This is a genomic window from Kitasatospora sp. NPDC087314, from assembly GCF_044744365.1.
In the GTDB taxonomy this organism is placed as follows: Bacteria; Actinomycetota; Actinomycetes; order Streptomycetales; family Streptomycetaceae; genus Kitasatospora.
In genome coordinates, this window is sequence record NZ_JBIUYE010000007.1 from 344,759 (window position 1) to 368,039 (window position 23,281).

The 23,281-nt window shown below is 73.5% G+C and carries 22 protein-coding genes; 10 read left to right on the top strand and 12 right to left on the bottom strand.

Features of this window, described 5'->3' with window-relative positions; all coding sequences use genetic code 11:
• Positions 1-29: 29 nt before the first annotated feature.
• Positions 30-797: a hypothetical protein gene (locus ACIO5E_RS17980; protein WP_400668535.1), complete on the top strand. Its 768-nt coding sequence runs from the start codon at positions 30-32 to the stop codon at positions 795-797.
• Positions 798-876: 79 nt separating this feature from the next.
• Here ACIO5E_RS17980 and dapC read toward each other — a convergent pair whose 3' ends face one another.
• Together dapC and fdxA are read right to left on the bottom strand one after the other, a co-directional pair.
• Positions 877-2,025, bottom strand: coding sequence for a succinyldiaminopimelate transaminase (gene dapC, locus ACIO5E_RS17985; RefSeq protein WP_400668537.1), 1,149 nt, complete (start codon positions 2,023-2,025; stop codon positions 877-879).
• A gap of 20 nt (positions 2,026-2,045) precedes the next feature.
• Entirely contained in the window at positions 2,046-2,372 is a 327-nt protein-coding gene (gene fdxA / locus ACIO5E_RS17990) for a ferredoxin (protein WP_030061559.1), read from the bottom strand.
• Between the two features lie 290 nt (positions 2,373-2,662).
• Between fdxA and ACIO5E_RS17995 the strand changes: the two genes are divergently transcribed.
• Entirely contained in the window at positions 2,663-3,517 is an 855-nt protein-coding gene (locus ACIO5E_RS17995) for a GNAT family N-acetyltransferase (RefSeq protein WP_400668540.1), read from the top strand.
• A gap of 52 nt (positions 3,518-3,569) precedes the next feature.
• Positions 3,570-4,478: a transglutaminase family protein gene (locus ACIO5E_RS18000; RefSeq protein WP_400668542.1), complete on the top strand. Its 909-nt coding sequence runs from the start codon at positions 3,570-3,572 to the stop codon at positions 4,476-4,478.
• Positions 4,479-4,485: 7 nt separating this feature from the next.
• On the opposite strand, the gene ACIO5E_RS18005 is transcribed toward ACIO5E_RS18000, so the two are convergent.
• On the bottom strand, positions 4,486-5,115 hold the full coding sequence (locus ACIO5E_RS18005) for a response regulator transcription factor (protein ID WP_280676402.1): 630 nt from the start codon (positions 5,113-5,115) through the stop codon (positions 4,486-4,488).
• A 93-nt stretch (positions 5,116-5,208) separates the two neighbouring features.
• On the opposite strand from ACIO5E_RS18005, the gene ACIO5E_RS18010 reads away from it, so the two are divergent.
• Together ACIO5E_RS18010 and ACIO5E_RS18015 are read left to right on the top strand one after the other, a co-directional pair.
• A complete protein-coding gene (locus ACIO5E_RS18010) occupies positions 5,209-6,153 on the top strand; it encodes a MerR family transcriptional regulator (RefSeq protein WP_400668545.1) in 945 nt (314 codons plus the stop codon).
• Entirely contained in the window at positions 6,147-6,638 is a 492-nt protein-coding gene (locus tag ACIO5E_RS18015) for a GNAT family N-acetyltransferase (protein WP_400668547.1), read from the top strand. The genes ACIO5E_RS18010 and ACIO5E_RS18015 overlap by 7 nt, the downstream gene beginning before the upstream one ends.
• Positions 6,639-6,791: 153 nt before the next feature.
• Here the strand turns inward: ACIO5E_RS18015 and ACIO5E_RS18020 are convergent, their stop codons facing one another.
• The 5 genes from ACIO5E_RS18020 to ACIO5E_RS18040 all read right to left on the bottom strand — a co-directional run bounded on the left by ACIO5E_RS18020 (position 6,792) and on the right by ACIO5E_RS18040 (position 12,501).
• Entirely contained in the window at positions 6,792-7,142 is a 351-nt protein-coding gene (locus ACIO5E_RS18020; RefSeq protein WP_400668549.1) for a hypothetical protein, read from the bottom strand.
• Positions 7,143-7,203: 61 nt separating this feature from the next.
• Positions 7,204-8,466 (bottom strand): sensor histidine kinase, encoded by a 1,263-nt coding sequence (locus tag ACIO5E_RS18025; protein ID WP_400668551.1) that lies wholly within the window; start codon positions 8,464-8,466, stop codon positions 7,204-7,206.
• 8 nt (positions 8,467-8,474) lie between these two features.
• A complete protein-coding gene (locus ACIO5E_RS18030; RefSeq protein ID WP_400668553.1) occupies positions 8,475-9,197 on the bottom strand; it encodes an ABC transporter permease in 723 nt (240 codons plus the stop codon).
• Positions 9,194-10,141, bottom strand: a complete 948-nt coding sequence (locus ACIO5E_RS18035; RefSeq protein WP_400668556.1) for an ABC transporter ATP-binding protein — start codon at positions 10,139-10,141, stop codon at positions 9,194-9,196. Before ACIO5E_RS18035 ends, ACIO5E_RS18030 begins: the two co-directional genes overlap by 4 nt.
• Positions 10,142-10,347: 206 nt before the next feature.
• Positions 10,348-12,501, bottom strand: coding sequence for a prolyl oligopeptidase family serine peptidase (locus ACIO5E_RS18040; protein ID WP_400668559.1), 2,154 nt, complete (start codon positions 12,499-12,501; stop codon positions 10,348-10,350).
• 310 nt (positions 12,502-12,811) lie between these two features.
• Here ACIO5E_RS18040 and ACIO5E_RS18045 point away from each other — a divergent pair, with 310 nt between their 5' ends.
• From ACIO5E_RS18045 to ACIO5E_RS18065, 5 genes are all read left to right on the top strand, one after another.
• A complete protein-coding gene (locus tag ACIO5E_RS18045) occupies positions 12,812-13,006 on the top strand; it encodes a DUF2304 family protein (protein WP_063347949.1) in 195 nt (64 codons plus the stop codon).
• 49 nt (positions 13,007-13,055) lie between these two features.
• Complete coding sequence (mshB, locus tag ACIO5E_RS18050; RefSeq protein ID WP_400668561.1) at positions 13,056-13,976, top strand: N-acetyl-1-D-myo-inositol-2-amino-2-deoxy-alpha-D-glucopyranoside deacetylase; 921 nt, start codon at positions 13,056-13,058, stop codon at positions 13,974-13,976.
• Positions 13,973-14,434 (top strand): DUF6113 family protein, encoded by a 462-nt coding sequence (locus ACIO5E_RS18055; RefSeq protein WP_400668563.1) that lies wholly within the window; start codon positions 13,973-13,975, stop codon positions 14,432-14,434. The genes mshB and ACIO5E_RS18055 overlap by 4 nt, the downstream gene beginning before the upstream one ends.
• A 238-nt stretch (positions 14,435-14,672) precedes the next feature.
• Positions 14,673-16,985 carry a hypothetical protein gene (locus ACIO5E_RS18060; protein WP_400668565.1) on the top strand — a complete coding sequence of 771 codons (2,313 nt, stop codon included), beginning with the start codon at positions 14,673-14,675 and terminating at the stop codon, positions 16,983-16,985.
• Positions 16,986-17,106: 121 nt separating this feature from the next.
• The gene (locus ACIO5E_RS18065) at positions 17,107-18,819 is read left to right on the top strand and encodes an ABC transporter family substrate-binding protein (RefSeq protein WP_400668567.1); all 1,713 of its coding nucleotides are present in this window, start codon (positions 17,107-17,109) and stop codon (positions 18,817-18,819) included.
• A 23-nt stretch (positions 18,820-18,842) separates the two neighbouring features.
• On the opposite strand, the gene ACIO5E_RS18070 is transcribed toward ACIO5E_RS18065, so the two are convergent.
• From ACIO5E_RS18070 to ACIO5E_RS18085, 4 genes are all read right to left on the bottom strand, one after another.
• Positions 18,843-19,892 (bottom strand): ABC transporter ATP-binding protein, encoded by a 1,050-nt coding sequence (locus tag ACIO5E_RS18070; RefSeq protein WP_400668757.1) that lies wholly within the window; start codon positions 19,890-19,892, stop codon positions 18,843-18,845.
• A 229-nt stretch (positions 19,893-20,121) separates the two neighbouring features.
• Complete coding sequence (locus tag ACIO5E_RS18075) at positions 20,122-21,252, bottom strand: ABC transporter ATP-binding protein (RefSeq protein ID WP_400668569.1); 1,131 nt, start codon at positions 21,250-21,252, stop codon at positions 20,122-20,124.
• Positions 21,242-22,294 (bottom strand): ABC transporter ATP-binding protein, encoded by a 1,053-nt coding sequence (locus tag ACIO5E_RS18080; RefSeq protein ID WP_400668571.1) that lies wholly within the window; start codon positions 22,292-22,294, stop codon positions 21,242-21,244. Before ACIO5E_RS18080 ends, ACIO5E_RS18075 begins: the two co-directional genes overlap by 11 nt.
• Before the next feature lie 17 nt (positions 22,295-22,311).
• Positions 22,312-23,226: an ABC transporter permease gene (locus ACIO5E_RS18085; protein WP_400668759.1), complete on the bottom strand. Its 915-nt coding sequence runs from the start codon at positions 23,224-23,226 to the stop codon at positions 22,312-22,314.
• Positions 23,227-23,281 lie beyond the last annotated feature (55 nt).

Consider the following 23,281-nt stretch of genomic DNA (forward strand, 5'->3'; position numbering starts at 1 on the left):
GGACGGACCCAGACCCTTCGAGGAGCCCCATGTCTCACCCCCTCACGCGCCGGATCGCCAGCGCCGCGCTGCTCGTGGCGGCCGGAGCGACCCCGCTGGTCGCGGCCGGCTCCGCGTCCGCCCTGGGCGGCGACGCCCTGCTGCCCAAGAGCGACCTGGCCGCACCGCTGGGCCAGCTGACCAACACCGACACCGGTTCCACCCTCCAGCACACCACCCACCAGCTGGGCCAGGCCGCCGGCAGCACCGGCGCCGCCACCGTCGCCGCGGGCGTACCGGCCTCCGCCGACGCCGCCGGCGACATCGTCGCCCACCAGCTCCCCGAGGCGAACGAGAAGGCCAGCTCGCTGACCGCCCCGGTCGACCAGACCGCCGCCACCACCGGCCAGCTCTCCGCCGTCACCCCGAAGGTCGCCTCCGCGCTGGCCGGCAAGCTCGGCGAGGCCGTCACCGGCCAGGGCGTCGGCACCCGCAGCGCCGCCGCCAGCCCGGTCGGCGGGCTCTCCCAGGCCGGCTCCGTCGCCCAGGGCCTGCCCGGCGCCGACAAGCTCGCCGGCGCCGTCCCCGGCACCAACGCCGTCACCGACGCGCTGCCGCTCGGCGCCGTCCAGCGCGCGCTGCCGGCCCTGCCCGGCACCGACGTCCTGGGCCTGGCCGAGCACGGCTCGGCCAACCGCCTCGGCGGCGCCGACCTCGGCCCGAACAACCCGCTGTCCGGCCTCACCGGCGCGCTCGGCCCGGTCGGCGGCCTGCTGCACGGTGTGAACGGCGGCAGCATCAGCGGCCTGCCGCTGTAACCGTCCGCGGCATCGCGGGATCGCAGGGCATGACGAAGGGGCCGGTGTCGGTGGACACCGGCCCCTCTCGCGCTCCCCGCTAGCGGGCCGCGTTCAGCCGCTCCACGGCCGCGGCCACCCGCTCGTCGGTCGCGGTGAACGCGACCCGGACGAAGCGCTCGCCGGCCGGCCCGTAGAAGTCGCCGGGCGCCACCAGGATGCCCAGCCCGGCCAGTTCGGCCACGGTCTCCCAGCACGGGCGGTCCTGCGTCGCCCACAGGTAGAGGCTCGCCTCCGAGTGCTCGACCCGGAAGCCGTACGCCTCCAGCGCCGTCCGCAGCGCCGAGCGCCGGGCCGAGTACCGCTCCCGCTGCTCCGCCACGTGCGTGTCGTCCGACAGCGCCGCGATCGTCGCCGCCTGGACCGGCGCGGGCACGATCATGCCGCCGTGCTTGCGCACCTCCAGCAGCTCCTTGACCACCACCGGGTCGCCCGCCACGAAGGAGGCGCGGTAGCCGGCCAGGTTGGAGCGCTTGGAGAGCGAGTGGACGGCCAGCAGGCCCTCGTGGCCGCCCCCGCAGACGTCCGGGTGCAGGACCGAGACCGGCTCGGCCGTCCAGCCCAGCTCCAGGTAGCACTCGTCGCTGACCAGCAGCGCCCCGTGCTCCCGGGCCCAGGCGACGGTACGGCGCAGCTCGTCCTTGCCGAGCACCCGGCCGGTCGGGTTGGACGGCGAGTTCACCCAGAGCAGGCGGACGCGGGAGCCGTCCAGCTCGTCCACCGAGTCGTACTCGACCGGCTCCGCGCCGCACAGCCGCGCGCCCACCTCGTAGGTCGGGTAGGCCAGCCGCGGGTAGGCGACCTGGTCGCCCGGGCCGAGGCCGAGCTGGGTCGGCAGCCAGGCCACCAGCTCCTTGGAGCCGACGGTCGGCAGCACGGCCTGCGGGCCGAGCTCGGCGCCGCAGCGGCGGTGCAGCCAGCCGGCGATCGCCTCGCGCAGCTCCACCGGGCCCCAGACCGTCGGGTAGCCCGGCGTGTCGGTGGCGGCGGCCAGCGCCTTCTGGATCACCTCGGGGACCGGGTCCACCGGGGTGCCCACCGAGAAGTCGCAGAGACCTCCCGGGTGGGCCAGCGCGGTCGCCTTGTACGGCTCCAGCTTGTCCCAGGGGAAGACCGGCAGGAGGTCGGAAACGCGGCGCGCCGCCCCCGGGTGGCCCGGGAACGGCGCGCGCGTGCTGTTGGTGCTCACAGCTCAGTTTCCACCGATCGTCAGTGGTCGGCGTTCTGCGGCGGCAGAGCGGCGATAAAGGGGTGGTCACGCTCGATCAGGCCCAGCTTCGAGGCGCCGCCGGGAGAACCCAGGTCGTCGAAGAACTCGACGTTCGCCTTGTAGTAGTCCTTCCACTCCTCAGGAGTGTCGTCCTCGTAGAAGATCGCCTCGACCGGGCAGACCGGCTCGCAAGCGCCACAGTCGACACACTCATCCGGGTGGATGTAGAGCGATCGCTCGCCCTCGTAGATGCAGTCAACCGGGCACTCTTCGATGCACGCCTTGTCCTTCACGTCGACACAAGGCTGCGCGATGACGTAGGTCACGCTGTCGTTCCTCCTCGGAAGGGCCGTGGCGGCCCGTTCTGTTCTGCTCGCGTGCGCGGTGAGCGCGGCGTCGTCGATGCCCGCCCCTAGTATCGCGGGTCGGAGACCGCAAATGCACAGGAGGTGCCCAGATGACGGCAGGCGGGCCGGTTCAGGACCGTCCGGAGGTCCGGATAGATCGCTCTGACGTGGGACGACGCGTGTCCGTCCGGCGCATCTCGGAGTTCGTGGGCGACCGGCCGGTGTTCCGGGATGCGATCGGCGTGCTCACATCGTGGGACGATCATGGGTTGACGGTCGCCCCGCGCAGCGGCGAGCCGGTCTCCTTCGCCGAGAAGCTGCTGGTCGCGGGCAAGGTCGTGCCGCTCTTCCCGGCCCGCCGCGCTCCCCTGCCCGCCGCCACGCCCGTCGAACTCCAGCGGATCGCGGCCCGCGGCTGGCCCGCCGTCGAGCAGGAACCGCTCGGCGAGTGGACGCTGCGCGCCTCGGCCGGCTTCACCCGGCGGGCCAACTCGGTGCAGGCGCTCGGCGACCCCGGGCTCGCGCTGCCCGACGCGCTCGCGGCCGTCCGCGCCTGGTACGCGGCCCGCGACCTGCCCGCGTACGTCGAGGTGCTCACCCCCGGTTCGCCGGCGGACCTGCGGGCCGAGCTCGACCGGCTGGGCGCCGGATACGCGCCCACCCTGGTCCGGACGGCCCCGCTGACCGGGCTCACCCGGATCGGCTCCGGGCACGACCGGGTCCGGCTCGCACGGACGGCGGACGCGGCCTGGCTCTCGCTCTACCGGCGGGTCGGCGAGGACGAGGCGCTGGAGGAGGCCGCCCGGCAGGTGGTGCACGGCGGGCCGTCGGTCTGGTTCGCCACCGTGCCCGGCGCCCCCGGGCAGCCGCCGCTGGCGATCGGACGCTGCGTCATCGACGGGCCCTGGGCCTGCTTCGGTGCGATCGAGGTCGCGCCGTACGCCCGACGGGCCGGACTGGCCACGACCGTCATGGCGGTGCTCGCCGCCCGGGCCGCCGAGGAGGGAGCGACCGGCGGATACCTGCAGGTCGAGGCGGACAATGCCGGTGCGATCGCGCTCTATGACGGACTCGGCTTCACGACCAGTCACACTTACCACTACGCCCTTCTCCCCCAGGGGTAGCACCGCCGTCCGACCCGCCCGCCCGAGCCGCCCGCCCACCCGACTCGTCCGCTTGCCCGCCCGCCGTACGAAAGCCGTCGCCGTCACCGTGACCGAGCAGAGCAGAGACCGCTTCCGGACCGCCGCCCGTGCCGAGCCCGCCGACCCGGTGCTGCTCTGCCTGCTCGCCGCCGCCGAACACGGCCCGGTCCTGGACCCGGACGACCCGGGCGAACCGCCCAGCGTGGACGCCCTGCTCGCCGCCTGCGAGGCCGCCCTGGAGCGGCACGCGAGCGCCGTCCGGCTCGCCGTCGCCGAACGCGCCCCCGCCGGGCCGGAGGAGACCGCCGCCCTGCTCGCCGCCGTCCTCGGCGGGCGGGAGCGGTTCCACGGGCAGCAGTCCGACTACCGGCGGCTCGAATCCTCGCTGCTGCCCGACGTGCTGCGGCGCCGGCGCGGACTGCCGATCATGCTGTCCCTGGTGTGGATGGCGGTCGGGCGGCGGGCCGGGCTCACCGTCCACGGCATCGCGCTGCCCGGCCACTTCATCGTCGCCGTCGGCGGCCCGGCCGGCGGCGAGGAGTACGTGCTCGCCGACCCCTTCCACGGCGGACGACTGCTCGACCCGGACGACGCGCAACGCCTGGTCCACGCCGCCGGGCAGGAGTTCACCCCCGACCTGCTCACCCCGGCCCAGCCGCTCGACATCGTGCTGCGCGTACTCGGCAACATCCGCGCCTGGGCCGCCGACCGCCCCGAACACGCCCGCACCCAGCTCTGGGCCGCCGAACTCTCCCTCCTGCTGCCCCGCCACCCCGCCCAGCTCCGCCTCGAACGCGCCGAACTCCTCGTGCGCACCGGGGACTTCCTCGGCGGCTCGGCCGAGATGGACGCCTACGCGCAGATCCTCGACGCCTTCGACCCGGACACCGCCGCCAAGGTCCGCCAGGAGGCCCGGGCCGCCCGGCACCGCCTCAACTGAGGGACCCCTACAGCCACCCCTTCTCCCGGGCGATCCGCACCGCCTCGGTGCGGTTGCGGGCCTCGGTCTTCTGGATCGCCATCGACAGGTAGTTGCGGACCGTCCCCTCCGACAGGTGCAGCCGCCTCGCGATGTCCGCGTTCACCGCGCCGTCGGCCGCCGCGCCCAGTACGTCCCGCTCGCGTGCCGTCAGCGGGTTCGCGCCCTCCGCCAGCGCGGCCGCCGCCAGCGCCGGATCGATCACCCGCTCCCCGCGCAACACCCGGCGGATCGCCTCCGCCAGCTCCGAGGCCGGCGCGTCCTTCACCAGGAAGGCGTCCGCACCCGACTCCATCGCCCGCCGCAGGTACCCCGGCCGGCCGAAGGTCGTCGCGATCACCACCCTCGTCCCCGGTGCATGGCGGCGCAGCTCCGCGGCCGCCTCGATGCCCGTCATCCCCGGCATCTCGATGTCCAGCACGGCCACCTGCACCCCGTGCGCCAGCACCGCCGCCACCACCTCGTCGCCGCGTCCCACCTGCGCGACGACGTCGATGTCGCCCTCCAGCCCGAGCAGCGCCGCCAGCGCCTCCCGGACCATCCCCTGATCCTCGGCGAGGAGGACGCGGATCAGGGCCCCGTTCTGTGTGTCGCTCATGGCCACGACCATAGGGCGTGCACGTGTGTCCCCCGCAGCTTGCATCTCCCGTAGCTTGCGTCTCCCATAGGGGGAGACGCCAGGCTGGACCCCATGGACGGCAACGACGCCCGCTACTCGATCGGCGACCTCGCCCGGCGCACCGGGCTCACCGTGAAGACCATCCGCTTCTACGCCGACACCGGCCTCGTGCCGCCCACCGACCGCACCACCGCCGGCTACCGGCGCTACGACGTCCACGCCCTCGCCCGGCTCGACCTCGTCCGCACGCTGCGCGAACTCGGCCTCGACCTGGCCGCCATCCGCCGCGTCCTGGAACGGGAGACCCCGCTGCACGAGGTCGCCGCCGCGCACGCCGAGGCGATCGACGTCCAGATCCGCACCCTGCGGCTGCGCCGCGCCGTCCTACGGGCCGTCGCCCAACGCGCGTCCACACCAGAGGAGACGACACTCATGCACAAGCTCGCCAAGCTCTCCGACGCCGAACGCCGGCGCCTCGTCCACGACTTCATCGACGACACCTTCGGCGGACTGGACGCCAACCCGGAGTTCGTCGCGATGCTCCGCTCCGCGATGCCCGAGCTGCCCGACGAGCCCGGCGCGGAGCAGGTCGAGGCGTGGGTCGAGCTCGGCGAACTCGTCCAGGACCCGGACTTCCGCGCGGCGATCCGCGCGATGGCCGAACACCAGGCCACCGAACGGGCCGACGGCGACACCACCGGGCTGCACCACGACCTCACCGCGACGGTGCGCTCGCTGGTCGGCGCCGCGCTGGCCGACGGCATCGCGCCGTCCGCGCCGGAGGCCGACGCCGTCCTCGCCGGCTTGACCGCCGCGTACGCCGAGACCTTCGGCCGCCCGGACGACGCCGCCCTCCGCCAGTGGCTGCTCACCCGCCTGGAAACCGCCAACGACGCGCGCGCGGAGCGCTACTGGCACCTGCTCGCGGCGATCAACGGCTGGCCCGTCCCGGACAGCCTGCGGGAGGTATTCGAGTGGTTCACCGCCGCCCTGCGGGCCAGACTGGCGGCATGCTGAGCCTGGAACGACTCCGACCCGACCATGCCGAGGCGCTCCTCGCCTTCGAGGAGGCCAACCGCGCCTACTTCGCGCGCACCGTCCCCGACCGGGGTGACGCCTACTTCACCGACTTCCCGGCCCGCCATGCCGCCCTCCTCGCCGAACAGGCGGCCGGCACCTGCCACTTCCACCTCATCCTCGACCCGGCCGGCACCCTGCTCGGCCGCCTCAACCTGGTCGACGTCGAGGGCGGCGGCGCCGAGCTCGGCTACCGCGTCGGTGAAGCCGCGGCCGGCCGGGGCGTCGCCACCGCCGCCGTCGCCGAGGTCTGCCGCCTCGCCGCCACCGCCTACGGCCTGACCTCGCTGACCGCCGTCACCACGCTGGACAACGCCGCCTCCGCGGCCGTCCTCACCCGCAACGCCTTCACCGTCGTCGGGAGGCTCACCATCGACGACCGCCCCGCCCTCCGCTTCCGCCGCCACCTCGCCGACGGCGGCTGACCGCCCCGGCCACCGGGTCGCGGCACCCGGGCGGCCGTCCCGCACCCGACGGGTCGGCCGGTACCCCGGCTGTCAGCCGGTTCAGCACGCCGCCGCAGTACGTGGTGACCGGAGCGGGAAGTCGGCCGGGCCGACTTCCCGCTCCGGTTCGCGTCACAGCCAGCGCTGGGCGGCCTCGACGGAGTCGGCGCCGCTGGTGTTGAAGGCGATGGCGGCCTGGGGGGCGTGGCGGCGGACGAGGTTCACCACGTGCTCGAAGAAGGTCAGGGCCGGTTCCGGCTTGCGAATGCCGCCGCCGATGACGACCACGTCCCAGGGGCGTCCGGCGAGGGCGGCGACGATCGCGGGCTCGGCGCTCGCGTCGGGGGCGATCAGGGTCATGGCGGCGTCGATGCCGTGGTCGGCGAAGCGGGCGAGTTCGGCGTCGAGGCCGGCCCGCAGGGTGTCGCCGTCCAGACCGGGGACGGTGTGCGGGTCGAAGCCGAGTACGAGAACGGTAGCCATGTCCGGAGGGACGATCGGCCCGGGCCGCCGGGTTCCCGGGCCGAGGTCCGGGCCGGACGGTCTAGGACTTCTCGGACGGCTGCGGGGCAACCGGTGCGGCGACCGTCCGCAGGGGCACCGAGGCCCGGAGACGGAAGCCCCGGCCCCGCTCCCCCGGCCCGCTCTCCAGCCGCCCGCCGACCAGCGCCAGCCGCTCCTGCAGGCCCGAGAGCCCGTTCCCCGGCTGGGACTTGCCCGGCCCGCGCCCGTTGTCGGCGATCTCCAGGACGGCGTAGCGCTCGCCGCTCGCCTCCCAGCTCTCGTCGGCCGTGACGGTGCAGACGGTGGCGCCCTCGCCGTGCCGGACGATGTTGGTGACGGCCTCGCGCAGCGCCCAGGCCAGCGCGCCCGACTCCTCGTTGGCGAGCCCCGGCCAGGCCTCGGCCAGTTCCGGCGCGGCCTCCAGGCGCACCTGCGCGGCCGCCAACGCGGTACGGGCGGCGGCGAGTTCGACCGGCAGGGTGGGGCGGCGGAAGCCGGTCACCGCCTCCCGGACGTCGATCAGCGACTGCCGGGCGACCTGCTCGATGTCGGCGACCTGCGCCCGCGCCGCCTCGTCCTTGCCGGCGTCCATGAACCGCCCGGCCAGTTCGCTCTTCAACGTGATCAGCGACAGCGAGTGCCCGAGCAGGTCGTGCAGGTCGCGGGCGAGGCGCAGCCGCTCCTCGGAGGCGGCCAGGTGGGCGACCGCGGCGCGGGCCTCGCGCAGTTCCTTCATGGTGGCGACCAACCGCTGCAGGCCGGTCATCGCGATGCCGGAGAGGAAGGCGCTGAGCGTGAAGGTCGCGATGTCGTCCCCGCCGGCGTGGATGAGCAGGCCGACCGTGGCGGTGAGGGCCGCCATGCCGCCGAGCGCGCGGAGCGCGTACCGGGCCGGCGTGATGATCGCGACGCACACCGAGGCGTAGATGAAGAGGGTCAGGAAGGCTCCGCCGAGCACGCAGGCGGACGCGATCGCGAACACCACCATGGCCGCCACGACGGCTCGGCAGGCTCGCGGCCGCATCCCCGCCGTCGAGCGGAAGATCACCAGCAGGACGTAGCCGCCCACGAAGAACGCCAGGCAGGCCCAGCCGAGCACCTCGCCGGCCAGGCTGTGGCCCCCGTGCAGCAGGTTCCCCACCGGGTAGGCCAGGTAGATCATCCAGAGCAGCATCCAGGCGATCTTGACCAGCATCTGCCGACGGGTCTCCACCGGGGAGCCGGGGACGTTCATGAACGACGCGCGCGCCGGGCCCGCCTCCGGGTGCTCGTCGAAGGGGTGGGCCCGGCGCGCGTCATTCATGGAGGTCATCATGCCTGGCGGGTGTCGCGGCGGTACAGCGCCGCCGCGGCGACGACGAACACCGCGAGGAAGGCGGCCAGTCCGGCGACCGCGACGGTGTCCAGGGAGTGCCCGGGCTGGGTGAAGGTGGCCAGCTTGTTGTACAGGTACACCGGGTTGAACCGGGCGAACTTCTCCAGCGAACCACTCACCGGGAACCACGTCCCGCCGAACAGCGCCATCACCATGTAGGTGATCATCACGATGGTCTGCACCGAGTCCGGCGCCGCCGCGTACCCGAGCGCCACCCCGAGCGCCGCGAACACGAAGCTGCCCAGCCACAGCGCCGCCGTCAGGCCGATCCACTGCGGGGCGCTCAGCGACACGCCCTGGCTCGCGCCGACCGCGAAGACCACCAGGATCGCCGGCAGCGTGGTCACCGCGCTCGCGGCGATCTTGCCGAAGGTGTACGCCCGCCCGGGCAGCGCGGTGAGCCGCAGCTGGCGCACCCAGCCGCTCTTGCGCTCCAGCGAGATCCGCTGCGCGCTGCCGGTGAGCACCGCGCCGACCGCGCCGAAGGTGGCCATCGAGACCATGAAGTAGGTCTTCACCGGCAGGCCGCCGGCCGGCTTGGAAGAGTCGTAGGCGTGGATGAAGAAGAAGTACATCAGCGCCGGGTAGGCGATGGTGAAGAGCAGGTAGCGCCGGTTGCGGAGGGTCCGCAGGATCTCCAGCCGGATCAGGGTGGTCATCGCGCGCTCTCCTTCGCCGCCTCGTACTGGTCCTGCTCGCCGGTGATGGTCAGGAAGGCCTGTTCCAGGCCGAGGCCGGTGACCTCCAGCCCGCGCGGGTACAGACCCGCCCGGTAGAGCCCGGCGACGCTCGCGTCGGCGTCCGCGGTCCGGATCCGGACCGTCCGCACCCCCGGCACCCGGGCGGTGACGTCCAACGACTGCACGCCCGGCAGCATCCGCAGCACGCTCTCCTCGAACTCGCCGTCCGCGTCGTGGAGTTCGAAGGCGACCCGACGGGCCCCGGCGCGCGCCTTGATCTCGGCGGAGCTGCCGTCGGCGATCAGCCGGCCCCGGTGCAGGACCAGGACGCGGTCGGCGATCGAGTCCGCCTCCTCCAGGTAGTGGGTGGCGAACAGCACCGTGCGACCGGCGTCGGCCTGCGCCCGCATGCTCGCCCAGAACGCCTGCCGGACGCTGACGTCCATGCCGGTGGTGGGCTCGTCCAGCACGATCAGGTCGCTCTCGCCGGCGATCGCGAGCGCGAAGCGGACCCGCTGCTCCTGGCCGCCGGACAGCTTGTCGACCCGGCGCTCGGCCAGTTCGGTGATCCCGGCGTCGGTCAGTACCCCCGTGACCGACCGACCGCGCGGGTGCACGTCGCAGGCGAGCCGGACCAGCTCGCGGACCTTGACGTCGGCCATCAGCCCGCCGCTCTGCAGCATCGCGCCGACCCGGCCGGCCGCGATCGCCTCCCGCGGCGTGCCGCCGAACAGCGTGACGCTGCCCTGGTCGGGCTCGCGCAGGCCGAGCAGCAGGTCCAGGCTGCTGGACTTGCCGGCGCCGTTCGGGCCGAGCAGGGCGACGGTCTCACCCGACCGCAGCACAAGGTTGAGATCGTCCACGGCGCGCACCCGCCCGTAGCTCTTGCCGACGCCGCGGAAGGCCGCCACTTCGGTCCCCATCGCCCCGCTCCTCTGCCCTGGTGGTGTCGCGTCCGGTGTCGTTCGCACCACGTCAGGGTCCCGTGCGGGCGGGATGCGGCGGCAGTGTCCGCCGTCGTGCCTTCGTCATGACGGATGTCATGCCGGCGGCCGGTACCCGCGTCACGCCGGTGCGCGTGACGGGGCCCGGCCGCCGCATCCGCCGGTCAGGGGCTACCTGTCGGGCTTCACGCCCCCAGCGCGCGCTTCACGAAGTCGACCTGGAGCAGCAGCAGGTTCTCCGCGACCTCCTCCTGCGGCGTCATGTGGGTGACGCCCGACAGCGGCAGCACGGTGTGCGGGCGCCCGGCCGCGAGCAGCGCGGAGGACAGCCGCAGGGTGTGCGCGGCGACCACGTTGTCGTCCGCCAGGCCGTGGATGATCATCAGCGGCCGCTCCAGCCCGGCGGCGTACCCGGTCAGCGAGTTGGCCGCGTACACCTCGGGCCGCTCGGCCGGGTGGCCGAGGTAGCGCTCGGTGTAGTGGGTGTCGTACAGCTCCCAGTCGGTCACCGGCGCCCCGGCGACGGCCGCGTGGAAGACGTCCGGGCGGCGCAGCACGGCGAGTGCGGCGAGGTAGCCGCCGTACGACCAGCCGCGGATGGCGACCCGGCCGAGGTCCAGCGGGAACTCCTCGGCGAGCGCCTGCAGCGCCTCGACCTGGTCGTCGAGGGTGGCCCCGGCGAAGTCGAAGGCGATGGACTTCTCCCAGGCCGGGTTGCGGCCGGGGGTGCCGCGCCCGTCGGCGACGACCACCGCGAAGCCCTGGTCGGCGAACCACTGCGAGTTGAGGTGCGGGTTGTGCGCCTGGACGACGCGCTGGCCGTGCGGGCCGCCGTACGGGTCCATCAGGACGGGCAGCAGGCCGTCCCGCTCGCGGTCGTAGCCGGTGGGCAGGAAGACCGCGGCCGGGATGCGGCGCTCGCCGGCGAAGCGGAACACCGGGCGGGCGGTGATGACCGGGGTCTCGGCGTGCGAGGCGATGGTGGCGACGTCGTCGACGACCACGCCCTCGGGCAGGTCGCGGGCGACCTGGACGAGGGTGCCGGGCAGGTCCGGCTCGGCGGTGGCGCGCACGGTGATCCCGCCCGCGTGCACGGCGCTGGTGACGGAGGTGAACGGACGGCCGTTGGAAGACTCCCAGGCCAGCCGCTTGCCGTCGTGGCTGATCCGGCCCACCGCGATCCAGCCGGGCTCGGGGTCGGTCTCCCCGGCGCCGCCGGAGGCGCTGAAGAACACCTCGTCGTCGGTGACCGCGACCACCGACCGCAGGTGCAGGTCGGCCCCGGTGACGGCCTGGTCGCCGATCACCAGCGCGCGCACCCCCGCGTCGTCCGAGATCCGGACCAGCCTGCCGTCCGGGGTCCAGGCCGGGACGCCCTGGAACAGCTCCAGCCAGACCTCGTCGCGCTCCTCGAACAGCACCTCGGTGGCGCCGGTGGCCACGTCGAGGCCGAGGATCCGCTGGCTGCGCTGGTCGCGGGCCTGGACGAGCAGCAGCGGCACGCCGCCGGTGGACCAGTGCACCCGGGCGAGGTAGGGGAAGGCCACCCGGTCCCAGACCACCTCGGTGCGGCCGCCGTCCAGGTCGAACACCCAGAGGCCGACCTCGGCGTCGGCGGTGCCGGCGGCCGGGTAGGCGATCTCGGCGGGCTCGCGCTGCGGGTTGGCCGGGTCGGCGATCCACCAGCGACGCACCGGGGAGTCGTCGGCGCGCTCGACCAGCAGCCGGTCGCCGTCCGGGGACCACCAGAAGCCGCGGTCGCGGCCCATCTCCTCCTGGGCGAGGAACTCGGCCTGCCCCCAGGTGACGTTCGGGCCGTCGGGCTCGGCGAGCGCCCGGTCGGCGGTGCCGTCGGTGCGGGTGAGCCGCAGTTCGCCGGCGGTGTTGGCGTAGGCGACGTGGCTGCCGTCCGGGGAGACCCGCGGGTCCAACAGCGGTCCCTGGGCGGGCAGTTCGGCGGTGACGCCGGAGTCCAGGTCGGCGGTGAACAGCCGGCCGGAGAGGGCGAAGGCGGCCAGCCGGCCGGCCGCGTCCAGGGCGTAGCCGACGATGCCGGCCGAGCCTTCGCGGCTGCGCTCGCGGCGGGCCTTCTCGGCGGGCGAGAGGTCCTCCTCGCCGCCGCCGAGCAGCACGGCCGGGTCGGCGGCGATCCGCTCCTCACCGGTGGCGGTGTCGAGGGTCCAGAGCAGGTTGGCCCGGTCGCCGCCCGACCGGGAGCGCAGGAAGACGACCCGCGAGCCGTCCGGTGCGACGGAGAACGAGCGGGGCGCGCCGACGGTGTAGCGCAGGGTACGCGCGTACTGCCGGGGGAAGGTGTCCGCAGGGGTGTGGGAGGTCATGGCACCAGACCCTACGACGCCCCGCTCCCGCTGTCGGGAGCCTGGTGATCACTCGTTCGGAGCATCGTTCCCAAGTACCCCCCAAAGGGGCGCATACCCCCTCCGACCGGCCCATGCGCCCCACGAGTGCCGCAGTGCCCCGGCCTGCGGAGACTCACCGTGTGTAATGCTCCCCTTACCCATCGGGTATGACTGGTCGGGCGGTGATCGTCGGGTCCCGTCCCGGGCCCCGGTCACCCGACCTCAGGTCCCGCACGGTCCCACCGCCGCCCTCCCCGGGTGGCGCACCCGAGAAGGGGTGTGAGCCGACATGGCTTTGTCCGTCTCCGCAGCCATGCTGATGCTGGTCATCGTGGTGGTGCTGATCCGCCGCTCCGGCCTGAAGCTCGCGCACGCGATCATCTGCGCACTGCTCGGCTTCTACCTGGCCTCCAGCTCGATCGCCCCGTCGATCAGCCAGGTCACCAGCAACCTCGCGGGGATGATCAACGGCCTGAAGCTCTGACCCCGCCACCACGGCCGCCATCGTGACGACAGGCTCTAGGCTTTCCCCCATGACCGCGACTACCGGCCGCCGCCTGCTCCTGGTGCACGCCCACCCCGACGACGAGTCGATCGGCAACGGCGCCACCATGGCCCGGTACGCCGCCGAGGGCGCCCACGTCACCCTGGTGACCTGCACCCTCGGCGAGGGCGGCGAGGTGATCCCGCCCGGGCTGGCCCATCTGACGGCCGATCGGGACGGCACCCTCGGCGCGTACCGGATCGGCGAGCTGACCGAGGCGATGCGCGCGCTCGGCGTCACCGACCTGCGTTTCCTCGGCGGCCCGGGTCGCTACCGCGACTCCGGGATGATGGGCGTGCCCGACAACGACGTACCCGGCTGCTTCTGGCGGGCCGACGTGGACGAGGCGGCCGGCCACCTGGTCGCGGTGATCCGCGAGGTCCGGCCGCAGGTACTGGTCACCTACGACGAGAACGGCGGCTACGGACACCCGGACCACATCCAGGCGCACCGGGTCGCGATGCGCGCGTACGAGCTGGCCGCCGATCCGGTGCACCGCCCGGAGCTGGGCCCGGCCTGGCGGATCGCCAAGGTGTACTGGAACCGGATGCCCCGCTCGGTGATCGAGGCCGGGCTCGCCGAGACCGCCGCCAGGGCGTCCTTCCCCGGGGTGGCCCAACCGGCCGACGTCCCCGGCGTGGTGGCCGACGAGGTGGTCACCACCGTGCTGGACGGCTCCGCGTACGCCGGGCACAAGGCGGCCGCGATGGCCGCGCACGTCACCCAGATCACCGTGGACGGCGCCTCCTTCGCGCTCTCCAACCACCTCGGCCAGCCGCTGCTCGCCACCGAGTACTACCAGCTGGTACGCGGCCAGGCCGGGCCGGACCGGCCCGAGGACGACCTGTTCGCGGGCCTGGCACCCGACACCGACCCGCTGCACACCCCCGCCGAGGAGAGCGTCCGATGACCGAGCCCGCCGCCGCCCCGCCGCCGCGCCGCTCGTTCCCGGCGACCGTCCTCGGCACCCGCGAGGAGCGACTGGCCGAGTCCCAGCCCCCACGCGCGGCCCGGATCGCGGCCTACGTCCTGTTCTTCCTGCTGGGCATCGCGGTGTCGGTCTGCGGATCCTTTGTGCAGGCCTTGTGGCCGCCCGTGGGGGTCCTGCTGTCGCTCGCCGCGACCGGCGCCACCTTCTACGCGGGCCTGCGGGTCACCGGCACCCGGCTGGGTGCGGCGCTGCCCGCGGCCGGCTGGTTCCTGGCGATGCTGCTGGTGATCGTGCCCCGGCCGGAGGGCGACAACGTGCTGTGGTCCAACGCCACCTCGCTCGGCTGGCTGTTCACCGGCTCGGTCCTGGGCGTGATCTGCGCCACCCTGCCGACCCGCGGCAGCTGGTTCCCGGGCGTACCCGGACCGCCGCGCTGACCCCACCCGCGGGGCGCGTACGGCGCCGTGCACGACGCGCAGTCAGGAGTACACGGCCGTACTCTCATACCGGAGGAACCGGACGTATCAGGATCTGTCCGATGCCGTTCGCCGCTCAGTTCTTCCCAGTATGGTGGTCCCGCAGAACGCCGTACCCGACCGCCGCCCGCCCAGGCCCGGCGACCACGAACCGCGGTCGCGCCGCACGGCCCGCCCGCGAACCCGGAGCAGAGCAGCATTGAGCAGCCGCGAATCTGACAACGCCCACCCGACGCCCCGGCGTACGGGCCCGGACGCCTACCCGTCGGGCACCCCGCCCTACGGCACACCGGGGCTCCCGGGCGGCGACCGGACCGGTGCCGCCCAGGGCGCCGCGTCAGGCGGCGAGGACGACGGCCCGAAGACCGAGACCACCCTGACCACCCGGGTCCGGATCAACATCCCCGGGTCGCGCCCGATCCCGCCGGTCGTGGTCCGCAGCACCGTCAAGAACGAGGACGGCCCGGGTGACGAGGCCCCGGCGCCCGCCCCCGAGCCTGGCGGCCCGCGGCACCGTTCCGCGCCCGCCTCCCCCGTCCTCGGGGTGATGGACGGCGGCGCCCAGACGGCCACCCCGCCGAACCTGCCGCCGGAGTGGCAGATCCCGCCGATCCCGCCGGCGACCTCCGAGTCGGAGTCCACCGGCGCCTGGTTCCGGCCCCGGCAGAAGAAGGGCGCCGAGTCGGCCCCGACCGCCGGGTCGGCCGACGCACCGGAGGCCCCGGCCGCGCCCGCCGCCGCCGAGCCCCGGCCGACGGCCGCCCCGGCTGCCCCGGCCACCGGTGCCCGCCAGAACGGCGCCCGCCCCGCCCCGGGCGCGGCCCGTCCGAACGGCCGCCCGGTGCCCGCCCAGACCAAGGGGCCGAAGCCGAACGGCGCACCCGCCGCACCGTTCCCCCCCGGCCCCGGCGCGCAGCCCCCGGCCGAGGAGCCCGGCGTGTACGAGGCCGCCGCCCCCTTCGTCCCGCCCGTCGCCGACCCGTTCGCCCCGATGGCGCCCGAGGCCGAGGCCCGCGGCCGGCGCGACGCCCGCCCGCAGCAGGGCACCCCGCCGAACGGCGCCCAGCCGAACGGCCGGAAGCCCAACGGCCGGCCCCAGCAGGGCCCGCGCCCGGGCGCCCGCCCGCAGGGCCCGGCGGCCGGCGCGGCCGACCCCGAGGACACCTCGGTCGACGGCTTCGAGCCGATCCGCGAGGGCACCCCGCCGCCCGCCGCCATACCCGGTCTGCCGCAGCACGGCGCCCCGCACGGCGGCGAAGCCCGCCCGCAGCCGGGCCTGTTCGCCTCGGCCCCGGCCGGCGCCGATCCGTTCGCCGCCCAGCGCCCCGCCACGCCCGGCCAGGACGCCTTCGCCACCCCGGCCCCCGGCGGCCTCTTCCCGGGCGCCCCCGGTGCCGCCCCCGGCCAGCCGCAGCAGCCCGGGCGGGACCCGGAGGCCACCGAGCTCACCCCGCTGCCGACCCCCGGCCCCCGGCCCGAGGGCGCCCAGTCCGCGCCGGTCCCGCCCGCACCGCAGCCGGCCAAGGCCAAGGCCGCGCCCGGCAAGGCCAAGCGCGGCGGCGCCGGCAAGAAGCTCGTCAAGCTGGGCGTCTACGGCATCGGCGGTGTGCTGTTCCTCGGCGCCGCCGCGTACGGCACCGGCCTGATGCTCAACCAGTCCGACGTCCCCAAGGGCACCGTGGTGCTCGGCACCGACATCGGTGGCAACGGCCGCGACCAGGCGATCCACCAGCTCGACGAGACCGTCGGCAAGGCCGGCCAGCAGCCGCTCAAGCTGAAGGTCGGCGACCAGACGCTGAACCTCGACCCGACCGTCGCCGGGCTGAGCTTCGACACCACGGGCACCGTGGACGGCCTCGCCCAGCACAGCTACAACCCGGTCGACGTCATCAAGTCGCTGAAGGGCGGCACCAAGGCGGTCGCACCGGACGTCAAGGTCGACCGGGCCAAGCTCAAGGCCGCGCTGGACACCCTGGCCTCCGGCTCGGGCCAGGGCCTGCAGGAGGGCTACGTCAAGTTCGGCGACAACGGCGACCCGATCGTGGTGCCCGGCCGGGCCGGTCAGGCCATCGACTCGGCGAGCGCCCTCGACGTGGTCGAGCAGGCCTACCGCGACCGCGCCGCCGGCAAGCCCGACCAGCCGATCGCGCTCGCCGTCACGGCCGCCCAGCCCAAGGTCTCCCCGCAGGCCCTGCAGGCCGCCGCGGACAGCCTCGGCAAGTCCGCGGTCAACGGCAACGTGTACGTCGTGGCCGGTGCCAAGAAGTGGGGCTTCGGCAAGCTGGTCGCCGCCAAGACGCTCACGCTCGCCCCGGACGCCTCCGGCAAGATCGTGCCCAAGTGGGACCTCGACGCGCTGAACGGCCAGCTGAACGGCGTGTTCGACAAGGTGAAGGTCAAGAAGAATGGCCAGACCGCCGCGATCACCCCGCAGGACGTCGCGGACGCCATCACCCCGCTGCTCGACAAGACCGGTGAGAAGGACCGCACCTTCAAGTTCACCGTCGTCTGAGCGACGACCGCGCCGATCGGGGGGCGGGCCGGATCCCGGCCCGCCCCTCGACAACTCCCCCTTCCGGTCAGCAAGATGTGACGCCACACCTTCCGTCACAGCCACCTCGGGGAGCACGCCGATGAGCCGCCGCCTCCAGTACCGGCCGGCTCTGCTCGCCGGCCTCACCGCACTCTCGCTCTCGCTGACGCTCTGTTCGTGCGCCTCCGGTCAGGGCGACGGCGGCGCGAACGGGCTGACGGCCGCCGGGATCCCCAAGCTCACCTCGATCGACATCAACCCGCTCGACCGATCCCGGCTGCGCCGGGGCGGCACCCTGCACCTGGCGATCACCCAGTTCTCCCACCAGTGGTCGCCGATCCAGACCGACGGCAGCGAGTCCTCGACGATCAGCGTCACCAAGCCGCTGCTGCCGACCTTCTTCCGCTCCGACGCGGCCGGCACCCAGACCGTCAACCCCGCCTACCTGCAGGACGCCCACGCGGAGCTGCGGGACGGCCGGCAGGTGGTCGTCTGGACGCTCAACCCGAAGGCCCACTGGTCCGACGGCACCCCGATCACCTGGCGCGACATCGAGGCCAACTGGCGTGCCCTGAACGGGAAGGACCCGGCCTACCGGCCCTCCAGCAGCACCGGCTTCGAACAGGTCTCCTCGGTCGAGCGGGGCAAGGACGACTTCCAGGCGGTGATGACCTTCGACCGGCCGTTCTCCGAGTGGCAGTCGATGTTCAACGGCGCCGCCAACGCCCCGTTGCTGCCCGCCAGCCGGATCGCCACCCCGGAGCTGTTCAACTCCGCCTACCTGGACGCGATCCCGGTCACCGCCGGCCCGTTCAAGGTCGAGCGGCTGGACCGCGCCGCCCAGACCGTCACCCTGGTCGCCGACCCCTCGTGGTGGGGCGACAAGCCGATGCTGGACCGGATCGTCTTCCACGCCATGCTGCCCAACGCCATGGCCGCCGCCTTCGCCAAGGGCGAGATCGACCTCTTCAACAACGGCCCGGACGTGACCGGGTACCAGACCATCAAGAACACCAAGGGCGCCGCCGTCCGCCGGGCCGGCGGGCCGGACTTCCGCCAGCTCACCCTGAACGCCCGCACCCCGGTGCTCAGCGACGCGACCGTCCGCCAGGCCGTCTTCCAGGCCATCAACCGGGACGCCGTCATCCGCTCCGACCTGAACGGCCTGGACTGGCCCGCCGTCCCGCTCAACAACCACCTGCTGGTCGCCAACCAGAACGCCTACCGGGACAACTCCCTCGGCCTCAGCCGCTACGACCCCGCCGAGGCCGCCCGCAAGCTGGACGCGGCCGGGTGGACGCTCGACGGCGACGTCCGGAAGAAGGACGGCCGCGAGCTCAACCTGCGGATGGTCGTCCCGGCCGGCGTCACCCAGGCCCAGAACGAGGCCGCCAGCGCCACCCGGATGCTCAAGGACGTCGGCATCAAGGTCACCACGGTCACCGCCGCCGCGAACGAGTTCTTCGACCGGTACGTCAACCGCAACGACTTCGACATCGCCGCCTACTCGCTGCTCGGCACGCCCTTCCCGGCCAGCGGCACCCGCGCCAACTTCGTCCAGAACGGCGGCACCAACCACGTCGGCGCGGGCAGCCCGGCGGTGGACACCGCCCTCGACCGGGCCGCCGCCGCGCCCGATGCGGCGACCGCCTCGGAGGCGATCAACCAGGCCGACGGCGAGCTGTGGAAGGTGGCCGGCGTGCTGCCGCTCTACCAGCGTCCGCAGCTGTACGGCGCCCGCGCCAACCTCGCCAACATCGGCGCGCAGGGGCTGTCCGACATCGTCTGGGAGAACGTCGGCTTCGAGCGGTAGGCGACGGCGGCGCTGCGGCACCCTCAGCCGTCGAGGGTCTCCCGCCAGAAGTGGCAGGCGCTGCGGCGGCCCGGCAGCTCGGCCCCGTCCGCGGCCACCACCGGTACCAGCGGCGGGAGTTCGGTCAGGCAGCGGTCCTGCACCCGGTCGCAGCGGGGGTTGAACGCGCAGCCCTGCGGGATCCGCAGCAGGCTGGGCGGCAGGCCCTTGATGGCGTGGAGGTTCTGCCCCTTCTGGTCCAGCCGGGGGATCGAGTCCAGCAGGCCGCGGGTGTACGGGTGGGCCGGGCGCGCGTACAGCTCGCGCACCGGCGCCGTCTCGACGATCCGGCCCGCGTACATCACCGCGATCGTGTCCGCGACGTCGGCGACCACCCCGAGGTCGTGGGTGATCAGGATCAGTCCCATGTGGAACTCGTGCTGCAACTCGGCCAGCAGGTCCATCACCTGGGCCTGCACGGTGACGTCCAGGGCGGTGGTGGGCTCGTCCGCGATGATCAGGTCCGGCTCCAGGGAGAGCGCCATCGCGATCATGATGCGCTGGCGCATACCGCCGGAGAACTGGTGCGGGTAGTCGCCGACGCGCTGCCTGGCGGCCGGGATGCGCACCCGGTCCATCAGCTCGACGGCCTTCTCCCTGGCCTCCTTGCGGCTGACGCCGTGGTGCACCTGGAACATCTCGCCGAGCTGGTAGCCCACGCTGAGCACCGGGTTGAGCGCGGACAGCGCGTCCTGGAAGATCATCGCGATCTTCTGGCCGCGGACGGCCCGCCGGGCCCTGGAGCCCATGGTCAGCAGGTCCTCGCCGCGGTAGAGGATCCGACCGGCGGTGATCCGGCCGGGCGGCATGTCCAGGATGCCCATGATCGCCTGCGCGGTCACCGACTTGCCGGAGCCGGACTCGCCCAGCACCGCGAGCGTCTCACCGGCCGACACCGAGTAACTCACCCCGTTGACGGCCTTGGCCACGCCGTCCCGGGTGACGAACTCGACGTGCAGGTCGTCGACCTCCAGCAGCGGGGTGCCGGGCACCAGGTTCTCCCGACCGCCGCCGATCACCTCCACCGCGTCCATCCGCGGCTCACCGCCCCTGCTCCGGGACGAGTTCGTCAGGTCAGCCATGGTGAGCAGCCCTCCCCAGCGCAGCAGTGACCGCCGATTGGCGCAGAGCAACTATCAACGACCGGAAGGCCTTTGCGGAATCCGCCGGGACGTCTCTTTTGCATCACGGGAAAGGGCGCGCCCTCGGTGCGAGGACGCGCCCTGGGTGCCGCCGCCGCGTCGGGCGGCGTCCACCGGGTGGTCAGTCGGCCCCGGAGCCGGCCTCCCCGGCCTCGCGCTCCGGCGCGCTCTGCTCGACATCGCGCTCCGCCGCGAAGTGACACGCCGAGTCGTGCCGGGCCGCCCCGTCCAGCCAGGAGGGCGCGGCGAGCAGCGGGACCTCGGCGGCGCAGCGGTCCTGCGCCTTCCAGCAGCGGGTGCGGAAGCGGCAGCCGGACGGCGGGTTGGCCGGCGAGGGCACGTCCCCGGTGAGCACGATCCGGTCCCGCGACTCGCGGGCCGTCGGGTCCGGCACGGGGACGGCCGAGAGCAGCGCCTGGGTGTACGGATGGGTCGCGTGGTCGTAGATCTCCGCGTCGCTGCCGATCTCGACCATCTTGCCGAGGTACATCACGCCGACCCGGTCCGAGATGTGCCGGACGATGGAGAGGTCGTGCGCGATGAACATGTACGAGAGGTTGAACTCGCCCTGCAGCTGCTCCAGCAGGTTGATCACCTGCGCCTGCACCGACACGTCCAGCGCGGAGACCGGCTCGTCGCAGATGATGACCTCCGGCTTGAGCGCCAACCCCCGCGCGATGCCGATGCGCTGGCGCTGCCCGCCGGAGAACTGGTGCGGATAGCGGTTGATGTACTCGGGGTTGAGCCCGACCACGTCCAGCAGGTCCTGGACGGCCTTGCGGCGGTCGCCCCTGGGCGCCACCTCGGGGTGGATCTCGTACGGCTCCCCGATGATGTCGCCGACCGTCATGCGCGGGTTCAGCGAGGTGTACGGGTCCTGGAACACCATCTGGATGTTGCGGCGGACGGCCTTCAGCGCCGCCCCGGAGAGCCGGGAGATCTCCTGGCCCTTGTACCGGACGGAGCCCGCGGTGGCCGGCTCCAGGTTCATCAGCACCTTGGCCAGCGTGGACTTGCCACAGCCTGATTCGCCGACGATGCCCAGCGTCTCGCCCTGCATCAGGTCGAAGGTGACCCCGTCGACCGCCTTCACGGCGCCGACCTGCTTCTTCAGCAGGATGCCCTTGGTCAGCGGGAAGTGCTTGACCAGGTCCCGGACTTCGAGGATCGGCTCGCCGCGCGGCACCACCTGGGCGAAGGCGGCCTCCTCCGGCACGGCCGCGCCCAGTGCGCTGGACCCGTTAACGGTCATGGAGGGTCTCCTTCCAGAAGAAGCAGGCGCTGCCCCGCCCGGCCAGCGGGGCGCCGTCGTCCTCGGTGACCGGGTACAGCTCCGGCACCTCGGCCCGGCAACGATCCTGGGCCCGCGGGCAGCGCGGGTTGAAGGCGCACCCCTTGGGGATCCGCAGCAGGTTGGGCGGCAGGCCCTTGATGGCGTAGAGCTCCTGGCCCTTCTGGTCCAGCCGCGGGATGGAGTCGAGCAGGCCGCGGGTGTACGGGTGGGCGGGGCGCGCGTAGAGCTCGTGCACCGGGGCGGTCTCGACGATCCGCCCGGCGTACATCACGGCGATCTTGTCCGCGACGTCGGCGACCACGCCGAGGTCGTGGGTGATCAGGATCAGGCCCATGTTGTACTCGGCCTGGAGCTCCGCGAGCAGGTCCATCACCTGGGCCTGGACGGTGACGTCCAGGGCGGTGGTGGGCTCGTCCGCGATGATCAGGTCCGGCTCCAGGGCCAGCGCCATGGCGATCATGATGCGCTGGCGCATGCCGCCGGAGAACTGGTGCGGGTAGTCGTTCACCCGCTGCTTGGCCGCGGGGATGCGCACCCGGTCCATCAGCTCGACGGCCTTGTCCCTGGCCTCCTTGCGGGACGCCCCCTGGTGGGCACGGAACATCTCGCCGAGTTGGAAGCCCACGCTGAGCACGGGGTTGAGGGAGGACAGCGCGTCCTGGAAGATCATCGCGATCTTCTGGCCGCGGATCCTCCGCCGCTCCTCCTTGCCCATCTTCAGCATGTCCCGGCCTCGGAAGCGGATCTCGCCGCGCGGGATCCGGGCCGGCGGCATGTCCAGGATGCCCATGATCGCCTGCGCGGTCACCGACTTGCCGGAGCCGGACTCGCCCAGCACCGCGAGGGTCTCCCCCGCCCGGACGCTGTAGTCGACCCCGTTGACCGCCTTGGCGACGCCGTCCCGGGTGACGAACTCGACGTGCAGGTCGCGGACGTCGAGCAACGGCCCCTCGTACGGTGCGTCCCGCTTGGACCTGGTGGAGTCCACAGCTGTGGTCACGATGCGTTCCCCCTCGCTCAGCGAAGCTTCGGGTCGAGGGCGTCGCGGACCGCGTCGCCCAGCATGATGAAGGCCAGCACGGTGACGGAGAGCGCCGCGGCCGGGAAGAACAGCGCGAACGGCGCCGTGCGGATCACCTTCTGGGCGGAGGAGATGTCGATGCCCCAGGAGATGGTCGGGTCCTGCAGACCGATGCCGAGGAAGCTCAGCGTCGCCTCGGTGGCGATGTAGCCGCCGAGCGCGATGGTGGCGACCACGATCACCGGGGCGATCGCGTTCGGCAGGATGTGCCGGAACATCAGCCGCCCCGTCCCGGCGCCGAGCGCCCGGCCGGCCACCACGTAGTCGGACTGTTTGACGGTCAGCACCGCACCGCGCATGACGCGGGCGATCTGGGTCCAGCCGAGGACGCCCAGGGCGATGACCACGCTCCACACCGTGCGGGTGGTGAAGGCGTTCAGCAGCACCAGGGCGCCGAGCAGCAGCGGGATGCCGAAGAAGATGTCGATGATCCGGGAGATCACCGCGTCGATGCCGCCGCCGAAGTAGCCGGCGACCATGCCGGTCAGCCCGCCGAGCACGGTGACCGCCAGGGTGACGCAGATGCCGACGGTGATCGAGGCCCGGGCGCCGTACACCACCCGGGCGTAGATCGACCGGCCCTGCCCGTCGTAGCCGAACCAGCCGGCGCCGAAGAAGTCGGTCCAGTCCGGCCGCCTGAGGTAGTTGTGCACCAGGTCGGCCTTGCGCGGGTCGGCGTCGGTGAACGCCCACGGGAAGATCGCCATCACGACCAGCAGCAGGATCAGCACGGCCGAGATCAGGAAGATCGGCCGCCTGCGCAGGTCCCGCCAGGCGTCGCCCCAGAGGCTGCGGGCCTCCTCCCGCTTGACCGGGTCGGCCTCGACCAGGGTGCCCTGCTCGACCGCCATGCCCTGCTCCCCCGCGTAGTCGAGGTGCGAGATCCCGGGCTTGGGGTGCGGCTCG